This is a genomic window from Micromonospora sp. WMMD723 (assembly GCF_049863385.1).
In the GTDB taxonomy this organism is placed as follows: Bacteria; Actinomycetota; Actinomycetes; order Mycobacteriales; family Micromonosporaceae; genus Micromonospora; species Micromonospora wenchangensis.
In genome coordinates this window covers 4,613,516-4,638,550 of record NZ_JBMKNR010000001.1, presented here as the reverse complement: position 1 = coordinate 4,638,550, position 25,035 = coordinate 4,613,516, and the positions used below count along the sequence as shown (strand labels likewise).

Below are 25,035 nucleotides of genomic sequence, written 5' to 3'. Positions count from 1 at the left end.
CCCGGCCTGCGGTCACCGACTGCTCGGTAGGCCGGACGCCGGTGACCTCGGCCGACGGGTCGCGTGCTGTCGTGGCCGTTCCTGGTCCGGACGGCTATGGTGGCCGCCATGGGTGACGGGCGCGGCTTCGGGGGCGTCGGCCGGCGAGCTTCGCTGCCGACGTTGCTCGTGTGGGCTGTGCTGGTGTTGGTCGTGTCCGCCGCCCGGGACATCGGGTTGTGCATCGTCTTCCGGCTGACCCGCCGTGCGGTCCCGGGCTGTGTACCGGCATGGTCGGCGGACCGGGCTCCGCCGACGTGGACGCTCACCGCCTGAAGCCGCCCGTTGCGCGGCGTCGGACACGACGCTGCCCCTTGGCTGGGAGCACCATGCCACCCCTCGTTCATGACTGTCGCTTCGGCACGCCCGTTGAGCTGCCGGCGACGTCGCTTCCCTTCGTTGACCCTCGACACCTGGTCCCCGCCGTACCCGGGTGGACGACATGCTGACCGCCGGTGCCTACGCTCGTCCGCGCGTACAGGCATGCCTTGCTCTTGACCTCGGAACGTCCACCGTGCGGATGTGGACGTCGCAGTCGGGAACGGTGATCACGGAACCGGCGGTGCTCTGCCGTCCCGGTTCCGACCGGCACGTGGCCGGACGGGCCGCGCTGACCGCTCAGGCCGGTGGTGTGACCGTCACCTGGCCGGTGCGCGACGGCGTGGTGCGTGACTTCTTCGCCTGCGTGCAGCTGCTGCGGCTGCTGACCGCCGACATCCGCCTACCGTCCGACACCGCCTATCCCGTCCTGGTCGGTGTGCCGGCGACCGCGACCCTGCGCCAGCGCAACGTGCTTGTCGCCGTGGTCCGCCGTGCCGTCGGCGGACGGGTCAGCGCGGTGGAGGAGCCACTCGCGGCCGCTCTGGCCTGCCGTCCTGACCCGGGCGGTGACGTGGTCGTGGTGGACATCGGATCCGGACGTACCGAAGTGGCACGGATCGGTGACCGCAGCATCGTCGCGGTGGAGCGTGTCGAGGACGCCGGGTCCGTCGACCGGATCCCGGCGATCGCCGACTGTGTGCGCCGTCTCGACCGTCCGCGGGGCGGTCAGCGGCGGCTGCTGCTCACCGGTGGTGGTGCGACCGCCCCCGGAACCGCCGCGAGGTTGGCCGCGTTGACCGGCCGCTGCGTCACGATGCCCGCCGAACCGCCGCTGGCCACGCTCACCGGTCTGCGCCGGCTACTCACGGGCTGACGTGGGCCTGTCCCGCATCCGTATCCACTTCCCGGCCGCGGTGAGCGGTCGCCTTCTTCCGGAGTTCTGTCATGGACGTCGAATTCACACCGCTGCCGGGCATCGGCGAGTGCCACACGTTCACCACCGTCACCGGTCATCGGGTCGGCGTCGTCACCCACTACGCCGGCGGTCGACGCGAGCTGATCCACGGCGTCGGCGACGATCCTGATGCCACCTGCAGCCTGGCTCTCTCGCGGGGCGAGGCGATCGCGTTGGCGGGATTGCTGGGGATCCTGGACGTCATCGACGTGGATGTCACCGGCACCCGGCCCCGTCACCCGGCTGCCGGGTGACGGGGCCGGGTGCTGCCACGATCAGCGGCCGCGCCGGCCTCGTCGCCGGCGCGGCCACTGCCGTGGCATTCGGTCAGCCCTGGTGTTTCTGCTGGCAGGGGACGCAGAACCGGGCGTGCGGTAGCACTTCGAGCCGTTCGGCGGGGATGGGGCCGTCGCATTTCTCGCAGCGGCCGTAGCTGCCCTCGGCGATGCGGCGCAGCGCACCGGTGATCTGTTCGAGGTTGTGCCGGGTGGCCGCCACCAGTGCCGCGCGGTTGTGTGCTTCGCCCGGGTCGCCGGTGTCGGCCGAGATCTCCGTGAGTTCCTTGAGCCGGGTCGTCTGGGCGGCGAAGTCCTCGCTCAGCGATGCGCGGAGGCCGGCGAGCCAGCCCTGATCGGATACTTCGATGTCGACGCTCATGTGCCGCTCCTTGCTCGGGAAGCCGGAAGTGCTTCGGGAAACCACAGGGCGGAAGCTCGAACGGCTCCGCCCTGGCGATCGGTGGGTGTCGTGAACCACCCCGCCCGCCGGTGGGTCTCGACCCGACGGCTGCGGGCTGCGTTCGTTCCGGAGGTTCGGCAGTGCTGACGCGCCCGCTAACGCAGCGGGTCGAACGGCGTCAGCTCCGCGGGCACCTCACCCTTGAGCACCGCTTGGGCCACCAACTGGCCGGTGACCGGCCCCAGGACGATGCCCCACATGCCGTGGCCGCCGGCGACGAACACCCGTGGCGCGGCGGTCGCGCCGATCAGCGGCAGGCCGTCGGGAGTGCACGGCCGGGAACCGACCCACTCGTCGCGGCGGTCATCGAGGTTCACCCCGTCGAGCAACGGCCGCACCGCGTCGACGACGGCGGTGATGCGTCGCGGGTCCAGTTCGTCGGCGGGTCGGCGAAACTCCATCATCCCGGCCACCCGCAGCCGGCTGCCCAACGGAGTGCAGGCGACCCGCTGCGTCGGGAAGTACAGCGGGCCGGCGGGCATCCGTTCGGCGGGCACGCTGAAGCTGTAGCCGCGCCCGGCCTGCACCGGGCGGCGTACCCCGAAGCGTGTGGCCAGCTCGCCGAAGGCCGCTCCGGTGGCGATGACCACGGCGTCATGGCGGTGCTGCTGCCCGGACGGGCCGGTGACGCGGACGTCGGTGGTTGCCGGCTGCAGACCGGTCACCGCGCTGCTGTCGAGGATGCGGCCGCCACGGTCCCGGACCGCATCGGCCAGCGACGTGACGAACGCGGGAGGGTTCAGGTACCGCTGCCCGAAGATCTGGACGGCGGCGCCGACCCGGTCGCTCAGAACGGGCTCCATCGACCGGAGCACCTGGCCGGTCACCGGGCGGAAGGTGACGTCCTGACCGGCGTCGCCCATCTGTTCCAACTCGTCGAGCAGGGTACGGCTGTCCCGCTCGCGGGCGAAGCAGGCCAGGAAGGGATCGGCCGGCGTCGTCACGGCGCTCACCCCGCCGGCCGCGAGGGCATCGAAGGCGTCCAGGCTGCGCTCGTTGAGCGGGACGTAGGCGGCCATGCCCCGCCGCCACCGCCGGGCGGTGCTGTGGAACACGAACGACAGCAGGAAGCGCCACAGGTCACGGTCGGCGCGCAGCGGCAGGTACACCGGGGATCGGGTGCTGAGCACCGCGCGCAGACCGTAGCGCAGCACCGCAGGTTCCGGCAGTGGGGCGGCCAGCCCCGGGGTCAGCCAGCCGGCGTTGCCCCACGACGAGCCGGCGCCGGGGTGATGACGCTCGTAGACCGTCACCTGTGCGCCGGCTTCCTGTAGGAACCAGGCCGTGGACAAGCCGACCATGCCCGCTCCGATCACCGCGACGTCCCGCGGTGAGCTGTGCACGAACGCGGGAGTGCCCGTCATGCTGAGCTCGTCAGACATACCGCTCCTCCGCCGCGCCGGGCCGGCTGGACAGCCGATCGGTTGGTGGGCCACGTTGTCCGGGCCTGCTGTCCCGCCATGGTCGCTTGATCACCGGGAACCGGGCCAGGGCTGTGGCCGGTCAGCTGAACCGTCATACGTTGCCGACGCTCGGCAACCATCAGACGATCACCACCGCAGGACCGCTGCCCTCGGTGCCGTGTCCGGAACGCGGTGGCGGGGTGCCGCGTACACGGTGCCGCCGTACCGCAGGGTGGCCACCGCGGCGCGGTCCCGGTGGTCCACCGCGGCGCTCGCCGACCGGTACGGACCGCGAATCGGTGTCTACCGCCGCCAGGATGGGCGATGCTGGGTTCGACGCGACGGTGAACGGGAGCGGCCACGTGAGTGACAACGGCACACGGCGCATTCAGCGGCCGGCGGCGGCCGAACCCGACGGGCAGTGGCTCGCCGAGGTCGCCGCCAGCGCCAGCCGTGACGCCGGCAACGTGCCCGTGGCGTTGCTGGGCGACTACCTGCCGCTGCTCGCCGATGCCGCCATCACCGGCCGCAAACCCAAGCGCGCCGAACTCGACGCCGTCGAGACGCTCGGCCGCAAAGCCGCCGAGCAGGGCATCTCCGCCGGCCGGGTGGTGCAGCTCTACCTCTCCGCCGCCCGACGGCTGTGGCAGGATCTTCCGGACGTCGTACGTAGCCGTGACCGTGAGGCCGTGCGTGCGGCGGCCGCCGCCGTGCTGCACGTCATCGACGATGCCGTCGCGACCCTGGCCGAGGGTTATGCCGTCGCCCGTCGCGACCTGGTCCGCCATGAGGAGACGCTGCGCCGCGAACTCATCGACGACCTGCTGCGCGGCGACTCCGACCTCGGCGGTCTGGTCGACCGGGCCGAACCGTTCGGCCTCGACCTCGCCCGCGTCCACCAGGTCGCCCTGGCCGCGCCGAGCCGGCGGCTGCCGGACACCGACACGGCGACAACGGCGCTGGAGGCGGTCATCTTCGACCGGCTCGGCGACCGTGACGTTCTTGTCGCGACCAAGGACGGGCTCCTGGTCGTCATCGCTCCCGCCGACACCACCGGCTCCGACGGTGTGCCTGCCGGCCACGACACCGACGACAATCTCGGCCGGCTCATGCACGACCAGTTGCGCCGGTTGCCCCACGGACAACCCTGGCGCATCGCCGTCGGCCGGCCCCACCCGGGCCTCTACGGCATCGCCCGCTCCTACGAGGAAGCCCGCGAGGCCCTGACCATGGCGGGCCGGCTCCGCATGCCCACCCCCGTGGTCAACGCCCGGGACCTGCTCATCTACCGCGTCCTGCTACGCGACCAACCCGCCATCGTCGAACTCGTGCACGCCGTGCTGCACCCGTTGACCCGGGCCCGTGGCGGTGCCGAACCGTTGGTAGCCACCCTGCAGGCATACTTCGACACCGGCGGCGTCGCCACCGAGACCGCCAAACGCATCCACGTCTCGGTACGGGCGGTCACCTACCGCCTCGAACGCATCCACGCCCTCACCGGTTACAACCCGGCCGACCCCGCCCAACGGTTCACCCTGCAGGCCGCGGTGCTCGGTGCCCGCGCCCTCAACTGGCCCGGACAGCCGCTGCCTGCGGCCGGTTGACCTGCTCCTCACGCGCCGGGTCTCGGGCCCTGACCTGCTCGGCTGGTGGATACCGCAGCCGACCCGACAGGGCCCCGGGCGCGGTACCGGGAACACTGAAGCCGTGGGGTATCCGGTTCGCGTTCTACGGCCGGGGCGTGAGCGTCGCCGAGTTCCTCGACCGCGACAGCGGGCGCGGGAAGCGCACGGCAACCCCGCCGGAGTGGCGTTCATGTGGGTCTACCGGGAGTGACCTTCCGTCTCGTCGTTCTCCGGCCAGCCGCGGCGCACGTCGGGTTCCGCGTTGACCTGTGCGTAGGAGGGAAGGTCCGCGCGGACGGTGAGGCCGTCGCGGACGGCCAGAGCCGTCTGCACGGATGCGGCAAGAGCGGCGCGGAACAGCAGGGAGCCGGTGCTGATCCGTCGTACGCCGAGCTCGGTCAGGGTGGCGACGGTGTGTCGTCCGGGCAGGAACAGGACGTTGACCGGTACGTCGACCGCCGCCACGACGGCGGCGATGTCGGCGGGCTCCGCTATCCCGGGCACGAACACGGCATCGGCACCGGCGTCGGCGTAGAGCCGTATCCGGCGCAGGGTCTCAGCCAGGTCGCCGGAACGCTGCCAGTGGGTGTCGGTGCGGGCGTTGACGAACAGACCCGGCACTTCCCGTTTCACCGACCTGATCAGTGCCGCGTGCGCCGTGGCCGGGCCCATGGCGTCCTCCATGTTCACGCCGACGGCACCGGCTGCGGCCACCGCAGCCGCAGTGGCGACCGACCCGGTCTCGATGTCGACGGTGAGGTGGGCCGGGAGCGTCGCCAGGCTGCGCGTGAGGCGCAGCGTGTGGTCGTCGGTGGCGTTGACACCGTCGCGCAGGCCGTTGGCAGCAGCAACGCCGAGGCTGGTCGTGCCGAGCGCGGGGAAGCCAGCGTCGACGAGGCAGCGGGCCGAGGCGACATCCCATACGTTCGGTAGGACGAGGGGCGCCGCAGTGCGGTGCAGCGCGGCGAAGTCCCTCACGCACGGGCTCCTTCGATGAGAGCGAGCACGCCTCCAACCGGGGCGGCGTGGCATAGGGATGCTGAGCGTCAGGTCCCTGGCGCGGCTCACCTGCTCCAGTCGCCGGCATTGATCCTGGCACACGCCCTGGCCGCCGTCATGGGCACCTGCCGTTCGACCTGAGGTCCCCCGCTCTCCAACTGCCCGGGGGAGTCGAGGTCGTGGCCTTCCGCGACGGCGCGTTCCGAGTGCCCACCGACGCCGTCCGGCTGCGCACGATCAGCGGCACCGTGCCCGGGGCCCTGCGGCGGACAACCGGCCGGGATACCTGGATGCGGTAGGTCCCTCGCTCAGTCTGCCGGGCGGTCGGACGGCGTCCGGCACGTCGACCCCGAGACGGTCGAGGGCCGCTACCCTGGCCGCCGCCGGTCTCGCCGTGCTGACCGCGTGACCGTACGGCTCCATCAGGGCGACCACTGCCGCTACGAGGTCGTCGCCCGGCTTCGATCCGGCGGTCTGAGCCCCCTGCCCGGCAGCCGCCGGCCGTGCCCAGGGCGTCTGATTGTCGACAGTGGCGAATCGCGAGCTGCGCGCACTTTGATCTCGGAGCCATGCCACTCTTGCGCGCGTCGCCTCGCATAGGAGTCACCATGGTGTGGAGTCGAAAGTCGTTTCGGGCGTCGTGGAGTTTGGCCGCCGTGGCTTTGCTTGTCGCTGTCGGCGGTTGTTCCGCTGTGGACGGCACCCCCGCCGGCCCGTCCTCGGAGCCCGCTGTCGTCTCCGTGCAGGCCGCCTATCCTGGCGACAAGCAGGGTGCCCGAGCCTTGATGGCGGAGCTCGCCGCGCACGGCGATCCCGCGCTGGTCGCCTCCCTGCGCCCGACGACCGCGGACTATCATGCGCTGTTCGAGCCGGCCTTCGCCGAGCGGGCGCAGCGCTTCTACGAGAAGGGCCTCTGGGCCTCGATGCCGCCCACGGCGGCACCGTTCGCCAAGCCGGACCAGACGGAGGTACGGGTCTGGGGCGCGACCACCGAGGAACTGCGGGCCTGGGGGAAGGACGCCCAGGCCAACTTCCCGGGCGGGTACGAGGAAATCAAGGACCAGTTGCGGCCTGGACTGACGATCTACTCCATCGACATGGTGGTTCCCGGCGAGGAGCACGGGATGGCGTACAACGGTCTGACGTACGTCAACGGTCATTGGGCTTTCTTCCCCAAGCCCTGGCGTGTACTCGAGTCCGAGAAGTGAAGGGGTGTCGATGACTGAGCTTGCTCGGATACCGCTCGCCGGGGGCGGCGTCGTCCTGGTGGAGTCGGCCGAGGTGGACACCGCCGGTGGCCCGGTGAAGGCCGGTCGCGTCGGCGACCGGGTGCACGAGATGTCCGCGACCCTGCAGGACCTGTTGGAGCCGGTGGTCGACGCCGCCCAGGTCCTGCTCGACCAGCTCAGCCGGGCCAGGCCGGCCGAACTGGAGGTCGAGTTCGGAATCGCGCTGTCCGCCCAGGCCGGTGCGGTGATCACCAAGACGGCGATGAGCGGCAACCTCAAGGTCAAGATGAAGTGGCGGCGGGACGGGCCAGAGGTCCTGGTGCAGGAGGAATCGGGCAGCATGGACATCGCGTGACCGGTGCCGTCGACCTGCGGTGGGCCAGCAGCGTGGCCCAGATCCTCGACGCGCGGGACACCGCGGCCGGAGCGGGCTTCCTGATCGCCGAGGACGTCCTGGTCAGCTGCGCGCACGTGGTGCTGGCGGCAGGGGCCCGGATCGGCGACCCGGTGCGGCTGCGCTTCCCGCAGGCGGCGGGCACCCCGATGGTGAGCGGCCGGGTGCTGGCCGACGGCTGGCAGCCGCCGGACGGCGACGACATCGCCCTCGTACGGCTGGATTCGGTCCCTGGGGGTCTGCGACCGCTCCCCCTGGCCGGGTCCGGCGGCCGGCGGGGGAACCGGGTGCGGTCCTTCGGTTTCCCGGCCCAGGCCGGTCCCGGCGGCCACTTCGGGTACGGGCGGGCCGGTGACCTGCTGCAACCGGCACTGCTGCAGCTCACCGCAGCCAACGACCTGACCCAGGGGTTCAGCGGCAGCCCCGTGTGGGACGACAGCGCCGACGCGGTGATCGGCATGGTCTCTGCGGTGACCCGCCCGGACGCGCTCGACCGGGGCACCGGCATCGGGTATGCGACGTCCGTCGCGGCCCTGCGGTCGGCCTGGCCCGCGCTGGCGGTGTCCGATTCCTGCCCGTACCGGGGCCTGGACCCGTTCGGGCCGGAACACGCCGGGGTCTTCCACGGCCGGGCCGGCGCCGTCGACCGGGTCGTGGCCGCGCTGGCCGACCGGCCACCGCTGCTGTTGCTGCTCGGCCCGTCCGGCGCCGGGAAGTCGTCGCTCGTCCAGGCGGGTGTCCTCCCGGCGCTCGCGGGGGGACGGCTGCCGGGCAGCGCAACGTGGTCGACGATCGTGGTCAGGCCGGACGATGCGGGCCTCCCGTTCGGGGAACACGAGTTGCTGGTGATCGACCAGTTCGAGGACCTGCTCATCACGCCCGCGGCGGGGCCGGTCCTCGACGGTCTGGTCGCCGCCGGGCGGCCGGGACGCACCGTGCTGCTGGTCATGCGGGACGACTTCTACCCCCGGCTGGCCGCCGAAGCGCCCGCCCTGCTCGAGCTCGTCGGCCCGGGAATCATCAACATCCCGGCCACGCTCACTCGCGCCGAACTGCACGACATCATCGAAGCACCGGCCGCCGCGGGCGGCGCGCGGCTGCAGGACGGCCTGCCGGAACGGATCATCGACGACGTCCTCGCCGCCGATCCCCGGGCGGCCACGGCAGTCCTGCCGCTGCTGGAGGTGGCGCTGAAGCAGCTGTGGGAGAGCCAGGAGGACGGGGTTCTGACGCACCGCGCGTACGAGAGGTTCGGGGGCCTGCGCGGCAGCATCACGACCTGGTGCGACCAGACCGTCACCGGTCTCCCGCAGGTCGCCAGCCGGGACGTCCTGACGGCGCTCGTCCGCCCGGCCGACGCCGCGCACCACATCCCCGCCGTGCGCCGCCGACGCCGGTTGTCCGAGCTGCGGGAACTGGCGGGCGACGCCGACGACGTGCTGGCGGTCCTCACCGCCCAACGGCTGGTGGTGACCAGTGCCCCGGCACCCGGTGCCGAACCGGTCGCCGAGCTGGCGCACGACGCGCTGATCCGTGACTGGGCCACGCTGCGCAGCTGGGTGCGCAACGACGAGCAGTTCCAGCAGTGGCTGCAGCGCGTCGAGGAGAAGCAGCACCGCTGGTCCGACCGGCGCGAGCCCGCCGAACTGCTCCGCGGCCGGGACCTCGGCGAAGGACGGGACTGGTCGGCCAACCGGCGGCTGCCCCAGGACCTGACCGTCTTCCTCGCCGCCAGCGAGCGGGCCGCCAGGCGGGCGACCCGGGCACGCCGGACCCTGCTGGCCGGCCTGTGCGTGCTGACCCTCGTCGCCACGGTCGCCGCAGTCGCCGCGCTCCGCTACGCCAGGAACGCGAACGAGCAGCATGCCATCGCCCTGTCCCGGCAGCTCGCGGCGCAGAGTGGCAGCATCGACGGCACGCAGCCGGTGACCGCCCGCCGGCTCGCGGTCGCCGCCTGGAAGCAGGCACCCACCGCCGAGGCCGGGGACGCCCTGGCCGCGCGCCTCACCGAGGGGCAGTCCGGCTTCGTCGGTCACTCCGGCGCAGTCCACGCCGTGTCGTTCTCGCCGGACGGCCGGCAGCTGGCGTCCGGCGGCGAAGACGGCACCGTCCGGTTCTGGCAGGCGGCAACCGGCAGGGTCTGGCAGACGGCCGCCGGGCGGCCCGCTGCCGCGCCACCCGCCGGGCACACCGGGGCGGTCACCGCCGTGGCGTACGACCCGGCCGGGACGGTGCTGGCGTCGGCCGCGGCGGACGGCACCATCCGGCTGTGGGACACCACGACGGCACAGCCCACCGGCGGACCGCTCACCGGTCACACCGACCGGGTCAGCTCGGTGGCGTTCGCCCCCGACGGCACCCGTCTGGCGTCGGCCGGGTGGGACGGAACCGTCCGTGTCTGGAACCGCGGTACCGGCGAGCAGATCGCCTCGGTCGCGCATTCCACCCGGGTGCAGGCGGTGGCGTTCAGCCCGGACGGCAAGTGGCTCGCATCCGCCGCCGACGACGAGACGGTGGTTCTCCGCGACCCGCATACCGGCCGGGCCGTCGGCTCCCCGATCACGACCCGGAGTTCGATCCGTGCCCTGGCCTTCGACCCCACCGGGACGAAACTCGTGACGGGCGGTGACCGAGGCGACGTCACCCTGTGGGACGTCGGCAGACGCCGGTTCGCCGACCTGCCCGCCGGCTCCGAGCCGGTGCTCACCGTGGCGGTCAGTCCGGGCGGCACCCGGGTGGCGGCCGCCGGCATCGACCGGACCGCCCGTCTCTGGAACCCGGCCACCCGGGTGCCGGTGGGTCCGCCGATCACCGGCCACGGCGCAACGGTGTGGTCGGTGTCGTTCAATGCCGACGGTCGCGTCCTCGCCACCGGCGGTGCCGACGGCCGGATCCGGCTGTGGGACTCGACCACCGGCGCGCCGACCACCGCGCCACGGCCACTCGACGGGGGGCGAACGCTGCCCGTCACCACGGCCGGGACGTCGACCCTGACGGCCACCGTCGACGGCGAAGACAACCTCCGCCTCTGGGAGGCGACGACCGATCAGCCCTACGGGGTACCGCTGCCAGGTTCCGTCGGAGCGGTGTCACACGTCGCCACCGACCCTGACCGGCGGGTCGTCGCGGCCGGGGCCGGCAATCGCATACGGGTGTGGGATCCGCGCTCGGGTAGGCAGATCGCCGGTCCGATGAGCACCGACAGCGACTACGTCGCGAGTCTGACGATCAGCCCCGACGGCACCCGCGTGGCCGCCTCCGGCAGTGACGACCGGGTCCGGATCTGGGACATCGCCACCGGGCGGCTGACCCAGATCATCCGTACCGGCGGCGACTTCTTCGTCCACGAGGCGATCTTCGCCCCCGACGGTTCCCTGGTCACCGTGGGCAGCGAAACCGGTGTCCGGTTCTACGACCCGGACACCGGAACGCTGATCCACGACTACCGCACCACCTACCGGTACCCGGTCAGCGCACTGGCACTGGATCCCGCAGGCACCCGGTTCGCGACGGGCAGCCGCGACGGACCGGTCGAGATCCGGGACACCGGCACCGGTGCCCTGCTCACCCGGTTGCAGTCCAACGACGCGAAGGAGGCGACGGCCCTGGCGTTCATCGCCGACGGGTCGGTCCTCGCCGTGAGCGACGGAGCGTTCCGCGAGCCCGGCACGATCCGCTTCTGGGAGATCGCCACGGCACGCCTGCTCGCCACCCGGACCGGCCACCCGTCCCGGATCGCGGGCCTGGCGGTGAGCACCGACGGCGTCCTGGTCGAGTCGGTGGACGAGGTCTTCCAGACCCGGGACTGGTACGTGCCGGCGCCCCGGGTCGCGTACGCGGAGCTGTGCGCCCGCCACGGCCCACCCACCGGGGCGGAGTGGAAGCGGTACGCCCCCGACGAACCCGGCCCCCCGTCCTGCAAGCCATGAGTTCCCTGAACCGTTGCCACGCAGTGAGCACCGCCGCACGAGCGATCAGGAGAACTTGATCGAGCCAGCCCGGTTGTTCCAGCCGTCGCCGATGGTCGCGAGGTTGGAGGCTTCGTCGATCCAGACTGACTGGGCACCGGTGAAGTTGATCCCGTCGAAGAACTTGACGTCGCACTGGTTGTAGGTGCGCACCGATGTGATTCGGTTGTTCCAGTTGCCCCCGCTGGTCGTCCGCAGGTCGTCCCACTGCAACTCGACGTCGTACTCGGGGGTGCAGCTGCCGTTCTGAGCCCAGGCCAACTGCGCGCCGCTGAAGCCCGTACCGTCGTAGGTGCGGGCGATGACGACGCTGGCCTGCGTAGCCCCCACCGCGCGCAGCGCTTGCGCCTCGGTATCGGCACAGCGCAGTACGCGGGTGTCCACGTTGACCGCGCAGTTACGCGGCTGCTCCTTGGCGACGGCCGGCGAGCCGGGTACCCCGAGCAGGCCCAGCACACCCAGCACGGCACCGGTCGCGACGATCGTTCTTGCGTCCACCGTCTTCTCCTTCAGGTTGGCTGCGGCGGCAACCAGCACGGCACCCACCTCGCCGCATTGATGATCGTCGATAACATTACCGGAACCGGGACCTCCCTGCCCCGGTATCCGGTCGGGACCGTCCGTGCGATGCCACGTGCTGACGGCGGGACATGACACCCAACGCTCGCCAACCACAACGCCTGATCCTGTGCGTGAAACCCGGTGCCGCCCGGTCGCCATCTGCGCGACCGGGCGGTGCCGTGTTTCGTGACCGGCTACCTGGTTCAGGAGGCAGTCATGCGAGCCATGGTCTACCGCGGTCCGTACCGCCTGCGGGTGCAGGAGAAGGACCGTCCCGCCATCGAGCACCCCAACGACGCGATCATCAAGGTGACCCGGGCAGCGATATGCGGGCCCGACCTGCACCTTTACCACGGGATGATGCCCGACACCCGGGTCGGGCACACCTTCGGCCACGAGTTCGTCGGCGTGGTCGACGAGGTCGGTCCGTCGGTACGGAACGTCCAGCCGGGCGACCGGGTCATGGTGCCTTTCAACGTCTACTGCGGTTCGTGCTTCTTCTGCGCCCGAGGGTTGTTCAGCAACTGCCACAACGTCAACCCGACCGCCACGGCCGTAGGCGGTATCTACGGCTACTCACACACCTGTGGCGGCTACGACGGTGGTCAGGCCGAGTACGTCCGGGTGCCGTTCGCCGACATCGGCCGCTGGACGGTGCCCGTAACCCCCACCGGAGGCGTGCCGGATGTGGGCGGGGGCGTCGAAGCCCTTCGTCGGGGATGACCGACGCTGCAGGCATAGACCCCTGTCGCAGCGTCCGTGAGGGAGCGTCGAGAATGGTGACGCCGGCTCAGGCTTCGAGGCGGTGGACCGGTGCGACGACCAGGTCGTGGATGCGCCAGTCGAAGTCGCGGGCGAACTGCTGTAGCTCCTCCAACCGGTCGACCAGCCGGTCCGTGCCTTCCCGGGGCACGACGATGAGTTCGCCGACGAAGACGTGGCCCTCCTCCCGCAGGCGCAGGCATGCGTCGACGACCCAGTCGTGGTCCTGGACGGCGGTGAGCAACCGGTGAGGCAGTGGGTGTTCGTGGCTACCGTCGACCACGCGGGGTTTGTTGTCCATCAGGTTCGCCACCGCGCCGCGGGTGGTCCGGACCCCGTCGCGGACGATGTCCCCGCCGATGATCAGGGCGGCGACGGCGTCGGCCCACCACAGACCGATACCGATGCCGGCCACGCCGAGGATGGCGGCGCCGGCGGTGAGCCAGTCCGCGCGGTTCATCTCGGCGTCGGCGAACAACACCTTGTCGTGGAGTTGGCGGGCGATCCGTTGCTTGGCGCGGCCGAGCAGGATGGCCGGCACCATGGTGACGAACAGGACGGCGATCATCAGCCAGCCCAGCCAGAACCGTTGTCCGAAGACCTCGATGAGGCCGATCGGTGCCCGTTCCCGCGCGATGAGCCGTACCGCGGAGTCGTAGACGACGTATCCGCCGAGACCGAGCAGCGCGACCGAGCCGGTCAGGAACGCCACGCTCACCGAGCGGTGGTAGCCGTAGGGGAAGCGCTCGTTCGGGGCGCGGTTGCGGTACCGGGCGGCGATGAGGAACGCCGCGGGTGGGACCAGGCCGAGCATGTCCTCGATCCAGGCGGCCTTCATCGCCTGCGACTGCCCGAGGGTCACCGCGAGCAGGGCGACGGTGGCCACGAAGAAGGCGATGGTCCACCATTCCAGCCGGATCGCGCGCCGGTGCAGAGCGGCCTTGTCCGGGGGCAGTTCGAATCGGTCGTACATCCTCATCGGGCCGCCTCCGCCCGCTGTGCCTCGACCAGCAGCCGCATGACGTCGGCATGCGAGCGCTCCAGCAGGAACCGCTCCACCTCCACCTGCCACGCATTCTCGCCGGGCGGTAACGCCCACACGTGATCGGTGCTGGCGAGTTCGTGCCGTGAGGAGGTGAGCCCGAGTTCGGCCAGCCGCCACTCGCCGACGACGACGGGCAGACCCTCCGCGCCGGTCACCTCGTCCACGGCCACGACGTCAGCGCCCTCGCTGGTCAACGCGGCGACGTCGGCGGTGCCGCCGCGCACGGCCACCCGGTGTCCGGTGAGGTCGTCGGGAACGCGGACGCCGGCGGGGGCGGCCACCAGGGTGCGCGTCGTGACGTACGGTCGGGTCAGCGACGCCTCCTTCGTCCACGGTGCCTTGGCATCCAGGCCGCCGACCACGACATCGAGGACACGGTCCTTCAGCGCGGCCATCAGTTCGGACTCCGGGCCGGGGTACCACTCGACCTCGGCTCCCAACTCCGCAGCCAACTGGGCGACCAGCTTCACCTCGGCACCGGAGGGTGGACCCTCGTCGGGCACCGTCACCCAGGGCGGGTTCTCGGTGACGCCCACCCTCAGCACGCCGTCGCGGACGCCAGCGAGGGTGTTCGCCGTGTCTCGCGGCAGGCCACATGCCGTGACCAGCAGCATCATCAGAGTCAGCACCGCGCCACCGCGTCGCATTCATCCTCCTGTCGGGAAGGTCGTCGGCCCCGCAGCCGTCTCAGCCCTTGCGGCCGGTGGTCGCGATGCCCTCGACGAAGTGCCGTTGGGCCAGGAAGAACAGCACGATCATCGGGATGGTGGAGATCACCGTCCCGGCGAGCAGCACCTCCCACTGCTGGTGCTCACCGCCGTAGCCGAACCGGTCGACCATCACCTTCAGCCCCCGGGGCAGGGTGTAGAGCGGCTCGTCGCGCAGGTAGATCAGTGGCTTGAGCAGGTCCGTCCAACTCGCCTTGAACTCGAACACGAACGCGACCAGCAGCGCCGGGCGGATCAGCGGGAAGGCCATCCGCCAGAACAGTTGCGGGTAGCTCGCGCCGTCGACCCGGGCGGCCTCGAAGTACTCCCGGGGCAACGACAGCAGGAACTGCCGGATCAGGAAGATGTAGAACGCCGAGCCGAACAGGTTGCCCGCCCACAGCGGCACCTGGGTGCCGACCAGCCCCACCTCCGACCAGATCAGGTAGGTCGGGATCATCGTCGCCGCGAACGGCAGCATCATCGTGGCCAACACCAGCCCGAACAGCAGGTTGCGCCCCGGGAACCGGAAATAGGCAAAACCGAACGCCACCCAGGCGCTGGAGATGGTCACCGCAGCGGCGGCGGCGAGCGACACCACCAGGCTGTTGCCCAGCCACTGCGCCAGCGGGACGGCCTGCCACACCGTCCGGTAGTTCTCCGGCGCGAAAGGCACCGGCAGGAAGCCGGTGTCGAAGACGTACGCCCGGGGGCGCAGCGACGCCGCGACCAGCCAGACGAACGGGGCCACGAAGAGCACCGTGGCACCGAGCAGCGCGGCCAGCCGCAGCGCCCGCGCCCACCACGACGGCCCGTCCCGCCCGACACCCGCCGGTCGCCGCCCTCCCGTCGCGCCCGACACCTGCCCGGGTACGCCCCGGCGCACCGCGATGCTCACGAGTCCCCCTCGTAGTAGACGAACCGGCGGGACAACCTGACCTGAACCAGCGTGATCAGCGCGATGACCAGGAAGAGCGCCCAGGCCATCGCGGAGGCGAAGCCCATGTGCAGGAACTGGAACGCCTCCTGGAACAGCCGGATGACGTAGAAGCTGGCCGCGTCGCTGTTGAAGGACCCGGCGTTCTGCCGGTTGCCGAAGTACATGGTGTAGACCTCGGTGAACATCTGCAGCCCGGCGATGGTGTTGACGATCAACGTGAAGAACAGCGCGCCGGAGATCATCGGCAGGGTGACGTGGCGGAACCGTGCCCAGCCACCGGCGCCGTCGAGTTCAGCCGCCTCGTAGAGATCGCGCGGCACGTTCTGCAACGCCGCCAGATAGATGATCACGCTGGAGCCGAGACTCCACAGGCTCATCAGCACGATGCCGGGCAGCACCCAGTCCGGGTCGGTGGTCCAGCTCGGACCGTCGACGCCGACCAGGCCCAGCGCCCGGTTGACCAGACCGTTCTGGGTGTTGAGCAGCAGCAGGAAGAGCACGCCGACGGCCACCGCCGGGGTCATCACCGGCAGGTAGAACACCGTCCGGAAGAAACCCTGCCAGCGACCGACCCGGCGCAGCAGCACGGCCAGCCCGAGCGAGAGCACCATGGTCAGCGGCACGTGCAGCAGCGTGTAGTAGATCGTGTTGGTCAGGCTGCGCAGCACCTGCGGGTCGGCGGCGAGCCGCTGGTAGTTGTCCCCGCCGGTGAACCGGGGTGGGTTGATCACGTCGTACTCGGTGAAGCTGAGCCAGAGACTGGCGACCATCGGGCCGGCGGTGAAGGCCAGGAAGCCGACGATCCACGGCAGCAGGAAGACGTACGCCCAGCGGGCCTCCCGGCGGGCCGTCGGCGTCATCCGGGGCCGCCTGGTGGGCCGGGGGCGGGCAGCGTCTCCGGCGGTGTCGGTGGTAGGGGTGGTCATGGCTGCGGTTGCTACTTCGACGCCCGGTCGAGCGCGGCGGTGGCCTCCTGCTGGGCGCGGCGCATCGCGTCGGCCGGCTGCGCCTGCCCGGACAGCACCCGGTTCACCCCATCGGTCCAGGCCTTGTCGAACTCGGCGCCGGCCGGCGACGCCGGCAGCGAGAACGCGGCATCCTGGGCCGCCCGGATCACCTGCACCGCGTCGTCGAACCGGGGGCTGCCGCTGGGCTGGTAGAGCTCGTCGAAGATCTTCTTGTCGGCGGGGATGTTGCCGGTCCAGACGCCGGTGAACGGCAGGTTCTGCGCCTTCCGGGCCGCCAGTCGTGCGTTCGCGGCGGTCATCCAGGTGTCGGTGGCGGTCACCGTTCTGGCGAAGGTACAGGCGGCGTCCGGGTTCTTTGCGCCCTTGGGGATCACCCATGCCTGACCGTTGGCCATGGTCAGAGGCTTGCCCTGGCGGTCGGTGAAGGGCTTGACGACGAACGGGACGTCCGGGGAGTTCTTCGCGATCTGGTTGAGGAACCAGTCCTCCAACGGCCACACCCCGATCTGGTGTCGCGCGATCGGGTTCTTCGCCCCGAACAGGTCGAAGGTGTCCCGGAAGGACTTGACGTTGCCCCAGCCGCCCTGCACCTGGATCAGCGAGGTGGTGGTCCGCACCGCCTCGACGACCGACGGATCGTCCAGCTTCGCGGTCCGGCCGTCGGCGGAGATCATCTCTCCGCCGTTGGCCCGGACCCACATCGGCAGGAACTCCGGGATCTTCGGGTCAAGGCCGATCCGGGTGACCTTGCCGCCGTCCACCCGGGCCAGCCTGGTCGCCAGCGCCGGCAGGGCCGCCCAGTCGGCAACGTCGACCTGGTCGGCGCTGATCCCAGCCTGTTCGAGCACCGTCTCGTCGAGATAGAGCACCCGTACGCTGGAGAACTCCGGGATGCCGTAGACGGTGTCATCCAGGGTGACCTGGGCTCGCGCGTCCGGCCGGTACTGCCCCAGGTCGATGCCCTGCTCCCGCACGCAGTCCGTCAGCGGCTGGACCGCACCGCTACGGGCGTAGGTGCCGATCAGCTTCCGATCCAGGTAGACCAGGTCGGGCGGGCTACCCGAGGCGACGGCGGAGAGGAACTGCTGCTCGTCGAAACTGCCCTCGGTGATCGTCAGCCTGACATCCGGATTGGCCTTCCTGAACGACTCGACACGGGACTCCGCGATCTCGTCGGACAGGCCGAAACCCATCGTGGTCAGTGTCCCGGAACCCTTCGCTGCGCCGCCCGCGTCGCTTCCGCCACCACCGACGCCGCCGCAACCGGCAAGTGCGGTCGTAGCAGCAAGGGTGAGGGTCATCAGCACCGCCGTGGGCCGTCTACCGTGTGTCAACGTCGTCTCCCTCGATGGATGCCGATAGATACCTCTTCCATCGGGTGGGTTCTTTAAACGCATCGACGAGAGGCGCTACTCTCCGCGACTTCTCAGGGCTGAGAGCCAAGGCTGCGTGATCTGAAGCCTCAGCGCTCGGCTCAGCCGGAGAGCAGGCTGACGCACCACCAAGCAGCACCAACGTGATCGCGCCACGCTCGTCGTCTACAACTACGACGGGGTGGTATCACCGGACGGCGGCGAATCGGGGGCCGAGAGAGCAAGTGACCGGGTCGCCTCACCGTTGGCGGCCGGGCTGACCGACGAGCCCGTCCCGGCGACCCGAGGCGGCTCCTGAGTCGCCGGGTCGATCCGAGGGTTCGCCGACGGCTTACCGTGCGGCCCGCATTCTCCGCCGCACACCTACCCGGCGCTCGGGATGGCGATGCTCCTGCCATGCCCGGCTGTCATGTTCCGGGGACGGGGCAGGCAACAGGGCATGTAGACGAGCATCGCAGAAAGTGCCATGGCGAGCAGAGCCAGAGAGAGCTCGCGATGGCCAGCACCCGCGCACGGCAGTTGACGGGCCGGTCGCCGACACCGGTTAACCGGGGGACCGGGGGCGTTCAAATCCCCCAAGAAAAGCTCAAAGCCCTGATCAGCGTTCTCGCTGATCAGGGCTTTTCGTCTGTCGGGACGGCCGGATTCGAACCGACGACCCCTTGACCCCCAGGACGATTCGGTAAGCATTCCCGCACGTCACACACGCTATGCCCAAGATCAAGCCGTGCGGTCAACGGCATGGCGGCCAGCATCGCGCATGACGTGTGGTCCCCGCTTGGTCCCCAGCCGCGTCGTCAGGACGCTGCGCTAGCGATCTGCAGGAGGATGAGGCAGAGGGCGACTGCATGTCGGCTATCAGACAGATTCATGAGCAATTCGCCCAAAATGCGCGGATTAAGGCTAAGCGAATTGCGTGAAAGGCAAAGCGCGCACTTCCCCAGTCCCGCCAGGTGTTCTAGCCTGAATGAATGAGTGAGCGGAAGAGCCTCGAAGAACTGGTGAGCCTATATGGCGGCGAAGAGTGTCGAGAGCCTCTCCAGACATTGCTAGACTTGCGCGAATTGCTTACTGAATGCATAATCCGACGGAATTACAGGGTATCGCGCGAGATGTATGAGACAGTGAAGCTATCACCGTTAGGAGAACGCGTAACGGATAGCTTCGTCAAAAAGGGAATCAAATATCCCGAAGCCCGTTTCATTTGCTACCTTAGGCTTTTTCATACAGACCTTTTGATTGATCCCGTTGGGTCGGACCACGGCAAGCTGGCCGAAATAGTGAGCAAGGAAATCCAGAACAGGGAAATACTATTCCCATACACTTACGGACGCGCACTATACGACAAAATCAACTCCATGCCCTTCGGGGCCAGTAGAAACTTTTTGACGGCGGAGGAGACCCAAGAAGTACTTGACGGCACGCCGCAAGGTGTATTTCAGCTAGGAAGATTCATCACAGGGCCTTTCGGTTTGATTAAGTCGCCCATTCGAAGAGTAATTCCCCCCAAGAAGGACATCCCTTTCCACTGCTCCGACACGCGATGCACACGCACGCACTACCGTAACCTCTCGTCTGACCAACTGGCACCGGTGAACGAGTGGCGTTCGATCTCAGAAAAGATCTTCGACAAGGATGCGAAAAATGTCAGCGACTGGAGAGGATTCCTCAAAAAGATCGACCTAGCCGCCAGCAATGTATATGACGATCTAGCGGGCGATTGCGTCGCATACCTGATCGGCGATTCTTTAACTCTCGATGAGCAGCGCCGCCTTGTCGAATGGCTCCTTGACAACACCAAAAACGAGGTTCGGCAGGTGGCGTCGGCAGTCGGACTAAAGAACGGGCCATCGGCTCGCATGGCGGGCGACCTAAACGCTGCCGAGCTACTTCAGCTCACGCTCTGTGCGTCCAATGTAGCGATTTTCTCAGGCATAGACACCTTGGTCATGGATGAGACAATCAAAGTACCTTTAGGCGAAGTTCGGCGGCCGGTGGTCAACCAGGGCGAGGAAACAGGCGCTTACGGACTTGAGCCAGAGCTAGGGAGGTTTGGTCTTAGGATCCGCTCAAGTGACCTGCCTTTAGGCCTCATGCGGTTACGTCGACTTGTTGGGCAGATGTATCGAATGGACGACGAACGCGACCGACAGGATCTCGAATGGCAGCTTCGAGGCGAGGAAGGCCCGAGTCTCGAAGCCAAGATTGAGCACTATCTGCAACGGGGCGAGCCTCGCCAGGTCGTTTCATCCCTGTTGCTTGCGCGCAGAAGCAACTTTGTTGTGGCTGCCTCGCGGCTCAGCCTTGCTGAGGAGATCCTCACCACGGACGACGAGAGAGTCAACGCAGTCATGTGGAAGCTTGGCTTCTCGGTGGAGGACCTCCTAGATCCGCACAAGGACTTCTGGCAATTGCATGAGAAAGTCCTTCAGGCGCTACGGCAAGCTCCACCGACATTGACGTCACGTGACGTTGACCGAATTCGTGGGAATACAGGTGCGTACTTTCCGCAGCTTGAGTCCGTTCTCCGCGAAGCTCTCTACTACACTACCTGGGCGTTGACAACAGATCACGCTTCTAGTCCACGTCCTTTTGTCTACCGCCCAAGTGTAGACGAGGAAGGAGCGCGACTTAGGCTCGACGCCCTTGGACGGGGCAGTCGACAAGAAGGTGAATTTGCGGTTCGCTTCAACACGAAACCCGACCTTTACGCCCTGACGCGCGGTTTCCAGATTCTAGGCGATCTTTTGTCAGAGCAAGAGGCACTAAGCGGCGACTTCGAGAGAGCAGCCAGCGGTATCCCCGACTGGGCGGCCAAGCAGGAACTGCAGAGCTTCGCATTCCGCTCAACCTCACCATTCCTCAACCTACTGCCAGATAGTAGGTCTTTCATCGTTCAGCAACTTCGGATGATCAGTCAGAGACTGGTAAGCGCCGAGGCACACGAGGCGCGAAATGAATGGGCGCATGGACGGCAAAGCATTCCCGACATCGAGATTCTGAAGCGAGCGGTCGATGCTATTCGTGACGCCGTGACGTGGCTAGAGGACGCAGGCTTCTGCCGACAGGTATTTCGCCGGGTTAAGACCACCTCTGACGATGCAAGCCGGCAAGAAATACTGTTTCTCGACGGCCGAGGAAGGGAATTTGTCTTCCACCGCCCGTCGCGGTTTAGCTGGCTAGACCTACCCTCGCTCGGGCATTCTCAGCACATCATGCCAGCCGCTCGATTTGCTGAGCCAAATGAGGTCTTGAGGTTTGTTTCCGAAAGCGACTCTCCTTTTGCTCAGATGTGGCAGGATTATCCAGTAAGAACGGCCGACCCTTCGAACTCGGGAAACGTTCCGCACGCGCACTCCGTGAAGGGCGGGATGGGCTGATCGACCCGACAAGCCCCCACCACGCCTTTCGCGAAGGAAGACGCAGCTCCTGCGTGCGTGGGCACCTTTCCTGTTGGCTGCGATTGAGGTATCTCAGATGCCCTATGCGTGCACATAAGGTCGAAGGGTTTCCGGTCACACTGGTAACTGCGGTGACAGGTCGATGAGCGCGGCGGGGATATCGGCCAGCCCGATTACCTGATCGGGACCGATGAACCGCCGTGCAACCAGTAGACCCGCCTCATGCGCCTCGGTGCCCGCGTGGCTTGCTGAAGCGTCCGCGATCAGCCACGGCGTGAAACCTTGTTCGAATGCGTCCACGGCACCCTTCAAGACACAGCTTTCGGTAGCGATGCCGCAGAAGTAGAACTCTTCCCATGCGCGCTGCTCAAAAAGCGCCAACCCCTCCGACGTGAATGGGCTGTAGATCCTCTTGTCTAGCACCAAGCCCTGATTCACGTACGGGCGCAACTCGGGCACGAAGTCAATGTCGGGGGAAGACTGGAGCCGCTGCCAGCCAAAGAAGCGCTCAAAGGGACTGCCCGGATAGTTCAGGTACCGGGTGAAAAGTGTGTCGCCGCCGGCCGCCTGCCAGCGGCGCACCAAGTCGACAACGACAGGAACGATGTGCGCCGACTGCTCTCGCACGAAGCCGTTTTGCATGTCGGTCACGACAAGTACAGTGCGACTCGATGTCATTGGCTCAACCTCGATCCGTCTCACGAAGGGTTTCGATGGCTTGGTCTAGGGCTGGCATTAGGTCACACGTCCGCAGAATTGCCCTCCGCATCGCCTGATGCTGGCCGGGCTCTCGAAGACGGGAAACATAAAGGCGAGAGCGCACTCCCCGAAGGTAGCGCCACCCGTATTCGGACGGCACCCATGGGTCCCGCCCCTGCTCTACCTGGCGGGCGATTGCGTCGCAATACGCCCACATGGATTGGATCGCAAGCTCGCAGGATATTACCTCAGCCTCCGTCAAGGAACGCTCGGCTGAGATCGGATGGTAGACGACTCCGGACCATGAGGCGTATCCCACCGAGATGCCCTGCACGCCGAACGACTCGATGCCAACGTGGTCGTATGCCTCAGATAGCAAAGACTGCTCGATCAGTTCGGCGTGCGCCAGGTGTTCGTCATCCATGGGGCGGTCACGGTGTAGCAACACCTTTGGCGTCGACATGACGCGTAGGGCAGTTCCTAGCAACTCCGCCGGCCACGCTGGCTCGACCACCCAATGAGCGCCAAGCACATATACCGCAGACTCGTCCTCTACTGGTGAAATGGGCGCGAGGTAATCGATAGCCCATGCAATGTTGTCACCGTAAGAGGCCACCCGCCACGCGGCCAGAGCTGCGATTGTGGACAACTGCACTGGCTCGACGAGGTGGAAAACCACGGACCCGCACGGCCACACGTACAGCGTGCAGTCGCCTTCCGGGTGCTCGACGGGTGCCGAGCAGCAGGTGTGCCACTCCCCCACGGCTGGCGTGCAGCCCGCAGCCTCCCGCAGTCGGGCAGCGCCATCGGCACCGACGAACGCTGTCACGAACTTGTGGGATCGCGCTGAGAAGTGCGGTCGGTCCTCAGCGCCACTGGTTAGCTCACCGAACAGATCGTGGGGCTTCGCGTCGTACACCAGGCAGTAGAGCTGGCGGTAGATCGGGTCGGTGACGGCGACGCGCCCCGTCTCGTGGCGGTACATCGCCTTCTCGATGGCCTCGACGGTGGGCGTCTCCCGGATGCCGCGCTGCTGGCCGACGCGGTGCAGCTCGCGCGCAGCGCGCTTGCGTGACTCCCAGCCGGCCGCCTTCCGGCGGTTGACCAGGACAAGGTTCGGCTTGAACTGCAGAGGGACCTCAGTGGACATGGGTCGTGTCCTTCGTGTCCGTAGGTAGTACCTGCCCGGATCGCCGCGCACCAGGCAGTCTCATTGGCAGGCGAGCAACGTGCCGCCGCAGACGGGAGCCGAAGACAGGAGGCACCAGATGAACCGATCTAGCCCGTGGTGCCTTTACGCGGCCTGTCCGCCTGCCACTTCCGGATCGTGTCGGGCTGCCACGCCGGGGACCGGCCGAACATCCGGTCGGGCGCGGGAGCCTGGCCGCGTGAGACGTAAGAAGCCCAGGTTGCGCGACTGATCGGGGCACCTACCGAAGCGAGGTAGGTGCGTACGTGGTCCGTCGTCCACCAGTCGGCGGGCAGGTCAGCGTCGGTCATCAGTACAAGCCTACGCGGTACAGGTGCTTGCACGAATACAACGTGGCGCTGTAGCGTCTCGAATACAACGCCACGTTGTACCGGCCGGATGGCTCGGGGAACGACGGCACGCCGTTGCCGCACGCCCATGAGACGCCGGATCAGGTCGTTAGTTGACAACTCCACAGCGACAGGAATGAGCGCGCGTAGCCCGTTGAGCAGCAACTTCGCCTTGATCCGCATGGCGGTCGACCCCGGTAAGTCCCGGGCGAGCGAAGCGAGTGAGGCCGGTTGCGCGCGCTGCATCTACCGATCCGGCTGTGCCGGATCACGTGTCACCCCGACCGGCAAGGATCGGGGGATTTGTCCATCTGACCTGACCCTGTGGGGAGAGGTGATCCCGCTATGTCCGTGATTGCCGCGTGTGTGCGTGTCACCAGCAAGAGCCGCGCCATTTGGCGTACCTGCACGGCGTGCGGGGTGCTCGCTCCGCTGGCCCCTGACGAGAGCAGCTGCCGGGCCTGCCCGCAGCCGTCGCGTTCTCGCCGTACCGAGAGGAACCGATCGAAGTGACCCCCGCCGAGATGGACCCGACCCCGGTTGACCTGGCCGCGATCGACGCCGAGTGGCCGTTGATCGCCGCTGAGTTGGACGTGCTCGACGCTGAGATCAGCCTGTTCTACGCCGACGACCGGGGCGGCCCGTCGCCGTTGGACTGGCGCAGGTTGCGCCGGGCCGAAGCTCGCGTCACCCGCGCCGCCACGACGGCGGTTCGCCCGCCTTGGCACGCCGATGGGTGCGTGCCTCACCGCCTGGCGGTGGTCGGCCGGACCGGTTGCGGCCACGACTGCGAGATCGTGCGCTGCCCCGGCTGCGGTGGCGAGCAGGTTCTCCACCGCGCCGACGACGGGTGCCGGGCCGGCCTGCCTCGCGCGGCCTGATGTCCCGCATCCGCGCCGCCTACAACGACCCGGACGGCAACCGGTACGGCATCCCCACCTACTGGTGGCAGGGTGCCCCGCCCGGCTACGCCACCCGCCGTCAACTCCGCGCCGCCGGCCTGCGGCCCGCCGGTCAGCCGATCGCCGCTCAGGTGCTCTGGCGTGGCGTCGGCGGCACCCGCGCCGCGTACCTGTACCGGGTCGATCTGGCCCGGCCGAAGCGCACCGCCACCCCCGCCCAACTTCGCGCCGTCCGCGCCGCCCTGCTGGCCCGCCGTACCTGCCGCATCTGCGGCCGGGTGCGCCCCTACTACATCCCGCGCTCGCTGGGCGAGTGCCTTGACTGCTTCGAAGGAGTCCCCTCGTGATCTGGCTGTTCCTGATCCTGCTGGGCGGGCCGCTGGTGATGCTCGCCCCGTTCGCCCTGGCCCACGCCCTCAACCACGCCACCCCGACCGTGAAGGAGACGCTGCGATGACCGCCCGCAA

At 68.5% G+C, this 25,035-nt stretch carries 21 protein-coding genes; 10 read left to right on the top strand and 11 right to left on the bottom strand.

What is annotated here, in order from left to right; translation table 11 throughout:
• Positions 1 to 481: 481 nt before the first annotated feature.
• Positions 482 to 1,234, top strand: a complete 753-nt coding sequence (locus ACN261_RS20530) for a rod shape-determining protein (protein WP_425853634.1) — start codon at positions 482 to 484, stop codon at positions 1,232 to 1,234.
• Between the two features lie 71 nt (positions 1,235 to 1,305).
• Complete coding sequence (locus tag ACN261_RS20525) at positions 1,306 to 1,569, top strand: potassium transporter TrkA (protein WP_421481305.1); 264 nt, start codon at positions 1,306 to 1,308, stop codon at positions 1,567 to 1,569.
• Positions 1,570 to 1,642: 73 nt separating this feature from the next.
• Here the strand turns inward: ACN261_RS20525 and ACN261_RS20520 are convergent, their stop codons facing one another.
• Positions 1,643 to 1,972 (bottom strand): TraR/DksA family transcriptional regulator, encoded by a 330-nt coding sequence (locus ACN261_RS20520; RefSeq protein WP_421481304.1) that lies wholly within the window; start codon positions 1,970 to 1,972, stop codon positions 1,643 to 1,645.
• 176 nt (positions 1,973 to 2,148) lie between these two features.
• The gene (locus ACN261_RS20515; protein ID WP_425851614.1) at positions 2,149 to 3,435 is read right to left on the bottom strand and encodes an NAD(P)/FAD-dependent oxidoreductase; all 1,287 of its coding nucleotides are present in this window, start codon (positions 3,433 to 3,435) and stop codon (positions 2,149 to 2,151) included.
• 383 nt (positions 3,436 to 3,818) lie between these two features.
• On the opposite strand from ACN261_RS20515, the gene ACN261_RS20510 reads away from it, so the two are divergent.
• A complete protein-coding gene (locus ACN261_RS20510; protein ID WP_421481302.1) occupies positions 3,819 to 5,060 on the top strand; it encodes a PucR family transcriptional regulator in 1,242 nt (413 codons plus the stop codon).
• Positions 5,061 to 5,279: 219 nt separating this feature from the next.
• On the opposite strand, the gene ACN261_RS20505 is transcribed toward ACN261_RS20510, so the two are convergent.
• Positions 5,280 to 6,059 (bottom strand): isocitrate lyase/PEP mutase family protein, encoded by a 780-nt coding sequence (locus tag ACN261_RS20505; RefSeq protein ID WP_421481301.1) that lies wholly within the window; start codon positions 6,057 to 6,059, stop codon positions 5,280 to 5,282.
• Positions 6,060 to 6,865: 806 nt separating this feature from the next.
• Here ACN261_RS20505 and ACN261_RS20500 point away from each other — a divergent pair.
• The 3 genes from ACN261_RS20500 to ACN261_RS20490 are packed head-to-tail and all read left to right on the top strand — an operon-like array spanning position 6,866 to position 11,632.
• A complete protein-coding gene (locus ACN261_RS20500; protein ID WP_425851612.1) occupies positions 6,866 to 7,288 on the top strand; it encodes a hypothetical protein in 423 nt (140 codons plus the stop codon).
• Between the two features lie 10 nt (positions 7,289 to 7,298).
• The gene (locus tag ACN261_RS20495) at positions 7,299 to 7,664 is read left to right on the top strand and encodes a CU044_2847 family protein (RefSeq protein WP_425851610.1); all 366 of its coding nucleotides are present in this window, start codon (positions 7,299 to 7,301) and stop codon (positions 7,662 to 7,664) included.
• On the top strand, positions 7,661 to 11,632 hold the full coding sequence (locus ACN261_RS20490) for a trypsin-like peptidase domain-containing protein (protein ID WP_425851609.1): 3,972 nt from the start codon (positions 7,661 to 7,663) through the stop codon (positions 11,630 to 11,632). Before ACN261_RS20495 ends, ACN261_RS20490 begins: the two co-directional genes overlap by 4 nt.
• 45 nt (positions 11,633 to 11,677) lie before the next feature.
• Here ACN261_RS20490 and ACN261_RS20485 read toward each other — a convergent pair whose 3' ends face one another.
• Positions 11,678 to 12,208 (bottom strand): peptidase inhibitor family I36 protein, encoded by a 531-nt coding sequence (locus ACN261_RS20485; protein ID WP_425851607.1) that lies wholly within the window; start codon positions 12,206 to 12,208, stop codon positions 11,678 to 11,680.
• 210 nt (positions 12,209 to 12,418) lie between these two features.
• Here ACN261_RS20485 and ACN261_RS20480 point away from each other — a divergent pair, with 210 nt between their 5' ends.
• On the top strand, positions 12,419 to 12,955 hold the full coding sequence (locus ACN261_RS20480; protein WP_425851605.1) for an alcohol dehydrogenase catalytic domain-containing protein: 537 nt from the start codon (positions 12,419 to 12,421) through the stop codon (positions 12,953 to 12,955).
• A gap of 67 nt (positions 12,956 to 13,022) precedes the next feature.
• Here ACN261_RS20480 and ACN261_RS20475 read toward each other — a convergent pair whose 3' ends face one another.
• Genes ACN261_RS20475 through ACN261_RS20455 form a run of 5 tightly spaced genes read right to left on the bottom strand, consistent with a single transcriptional unit; the run spans position 13,023 to position 17,847 of the window.
• Complete coding sequence (locus tag ACN261_RS20475) at positions 13,023 to 13,973, bottom strand: cation diffusion facilitator family transporter (protein ID WP_425851603.1); 951 nt, start codon at positions 13,971 to 13,973, stop codon at positions 13,023 to 13,025.
• Positions 13,970 to 14,686, bottom strand: coding sequence for a substrate-binding periplasmic protein (locus ACN261_RS20470; RefSeq protein WP_425851601.1), 717 nt, complete (start codon positions 14,684 to 14,686; stop codon positions 13,970 to 13,972). Before ACN261_RS20470 ends, ACN261_RS20475 begins: the two co-directional genes overlap by 4 nt.
• Before the next feature lie 40 nt (positions 14,687 to 14,726).
• Positions 14,727 to 15,644, bottom strand: a complete 918-nt coding sequence (locus ACN261_RS20465; protein ID WP_421481294.1) for a carbohydrate ABC transporter permease — start codon at positions 15,642 to 15,644, stop codon at positions 14,727 to 14,729.
• On the bottom strand, positions 15,641 to 16,612 hold the full coding sequence (locus tag ACN261_RS20460) for a carbohydrate ABC transporter permease (protein WP_425851599.1): 972 nt from the start codon (positions 16,610 to 16,612) through the stop codon (positions 15,641 to 15,643). Before ACN261_RS20460 ends, ACN261_RS20465 begins: the two co-directional genes overlap by 4 nt.
• Before the next feature lie 11 nt (positions 16,613 to 16,623).
• Positions 16,624 to 17,847 carry an extracellular solute-binding protein gene (locus ACN261_RS20455; RefSeq protein ID WP_425851597.1) on the bottom strand — a complete coding sequence of 408 codons (1,224 nt, stop codon included), beginning with the start codon at positions 17,845 to 17,847 and terminating at the stop codon, positions 16,624 to 16,626.
• A 1,151-nt stretch (positions 17,848 to 18,998) separates the two neighbouring features.
• Here ACN261_RS20455 and ACN261_RS20450 point away from each other — a divergent pair.
• Positions 18,999 to 21,407, top strand: a complete 2,409-nt coding sequence (locus tag ACN261_RS20450; RefSeq protein ID WP_425851595.1) for a hypothetical protein — start codon at positions 18,999 to 19,001, stop codon at positions 21,405 to 21,407.
• A gap of 135 nt (positions 21,408 to 21,542) precedes the next feature.
• Here ACN261_RS20450 and ACN261_RS20445 read toward each other — a convergent pair whose 3' ends face one another.
• Positions 21,543 to 22,106, bottom strand: a complete 564-nt coding sequence (locus tag ACN261_RS20445) for a cysteine hydrolase (protein ID WP_363656126.1) — start codon at positions 22,104 to 22,106, stop codon at positions 21,543 to 21,545.
• A 4-nt stretch (positions 22,107 to 22,110) separates the two neighbouring features.
• The gene (locus ACN261_RS20440) at positions 22,111 to 23,277 is read right to left on the bottom strand and encodes a hypothetical protein (protein WP_425851593.1); all 1,167 of its coding nucleotides are present in this window, start codon (positions 23,275 to 23,277) and stop codon (positions 22,111 to 22,113) included.
• Between the two features lie 898 nt (positions 23,278 to 24,175).
• Here ACN261_RS20440 and ACN261_RS20435 point away from each other — a divergent pair.
• Complete coding sequence (locus ACN261_RS20435; protein ID WP_425851591.1) at positions 24,176 to 24,547, top strand: DUF6284 family protein; 372 nt, start codon at positions 24,176 to 24,178, stop codon at positions 24,545 to 24,547.
• Positions 24,547 to 24,915, top strand: coding sequence for an RRQRL motif-containing zinc-binding protein (locus ACN261_RS20430; protein ID WP_204962014.1), 369 nt, complete (start codon positions 24,547 to 24,549; stop codon positions 24,913 to 24,915). Before ACN261_RS20435 ends, ACN261_RS20430 begins: the two co-directional genes overlap by 1 nt.
• Positions 24,916 to 25,035: the final 120 nt, after the last annotated feature.

Excerpts from the sequence above, each read along its gene's own strand:
- ACN261_RS20515 (WP_425851614.1), bottom strand. The coding sequence starts at position 3,435 with ATGTCTGACGAGCTCAGCATGACGGGCACTCCCGCGTTCGTGCACAGC.
- ACN261_RS20445 (WP_363656126.1), bottom strand. The coding sequence starts at position 22,106 with ATGACATCGAGTCGCACTGTACTTGTCGTGACCGACATGCAAAACGGC.
- ACN261_RS20525 (WP_421481305.1), top strand. The coding sequence starts at position 1,306 with ATGGACGTCGAATTCACACCGCTGCCGGGCATCGGCGAGTGCCACACG.
- ACN261_RS20475 (WP_425851603.1), bottom strand. The coding sequence starts at position 13,973 with ATGAGGATGTACGACCGATTCGAACTGCCCCCGGACAAGGCCGCTCTG.
- ACN261_RS20470 (WP_425851601.1), bottom strand. The coding sequence starts at position 14,686 with ATGCGACGCGGTGGCGCGGTGCTGACTCTGATGATGCTGCTGGTCACG.
- ACN261_RS20430 (WP_204962014.1), top strand. The coding sequence starts at position 24,547 with ATGTCCCGCATCCGCGCCGCCTACAACGACCCGGACGGCAACCGGTAC.
- ACN261_RS20440 (WP_425851593.1), bottom strand. The coding sequence starts at position 23,277 with ATGTCCACTGAGGTCCCTCTGCAGTTCAAGCCGAACCTTGTCCTGGTC.
- ACN261_RS20495 (WP_425851610.1), top strand. The coding sequence starts at position 7,299 with ATGACTGAGCTTGCTCGGATACCGCTCGCCGGGGGCGGCGTCGTCCTG.
- ACN261_RS20455 (WP_425851597.1), bottom strand. The coding sequence starts at position 17,847 with ATGGGTTTCGGCCTGTCCGACGAGATCGCGGAGTCCCGTGTCGAGTCG.
- ACN261_RS20530 (WP_425853634.1), top strand. The coding sequence starts at position 482 with ATGCTGACCGCCGGTGCCTACGCTCGTCCGCGCGTACAGGCATGCCTT.
- ACN261_RS20520 (WP_421481304.1), bottom strand. The coding sequence starts at position 1,972 with ATGAGCGTCGACATCGAAGTATCCGATCAGGGCTGGCTCGCCGGCCTC.
- ACN261_RS20500 (WP_425851612.1), top strand. The coding sequence starts at position 6,866 with ATGGCGGAGCTCGCCGCGCACGGCGATCCCGCGCTGGTCGCCTCCCTG.
- ACN261_RS20460 (WP_425851599.1), bottom strand. The coding sequence starts at position 16,612 with ATGACCACCCCTACCACCGACACCGCCGGAGACGCTGCCCGCCCCCGG.
- ACN261_RS20450 (WP_425851595.1), top strand. The coding sequence starts at position 18,999 with ATGAGTGAGCGGAAGAGCCTCGAAGAACTGGTGAGCCTATATGGCGGC.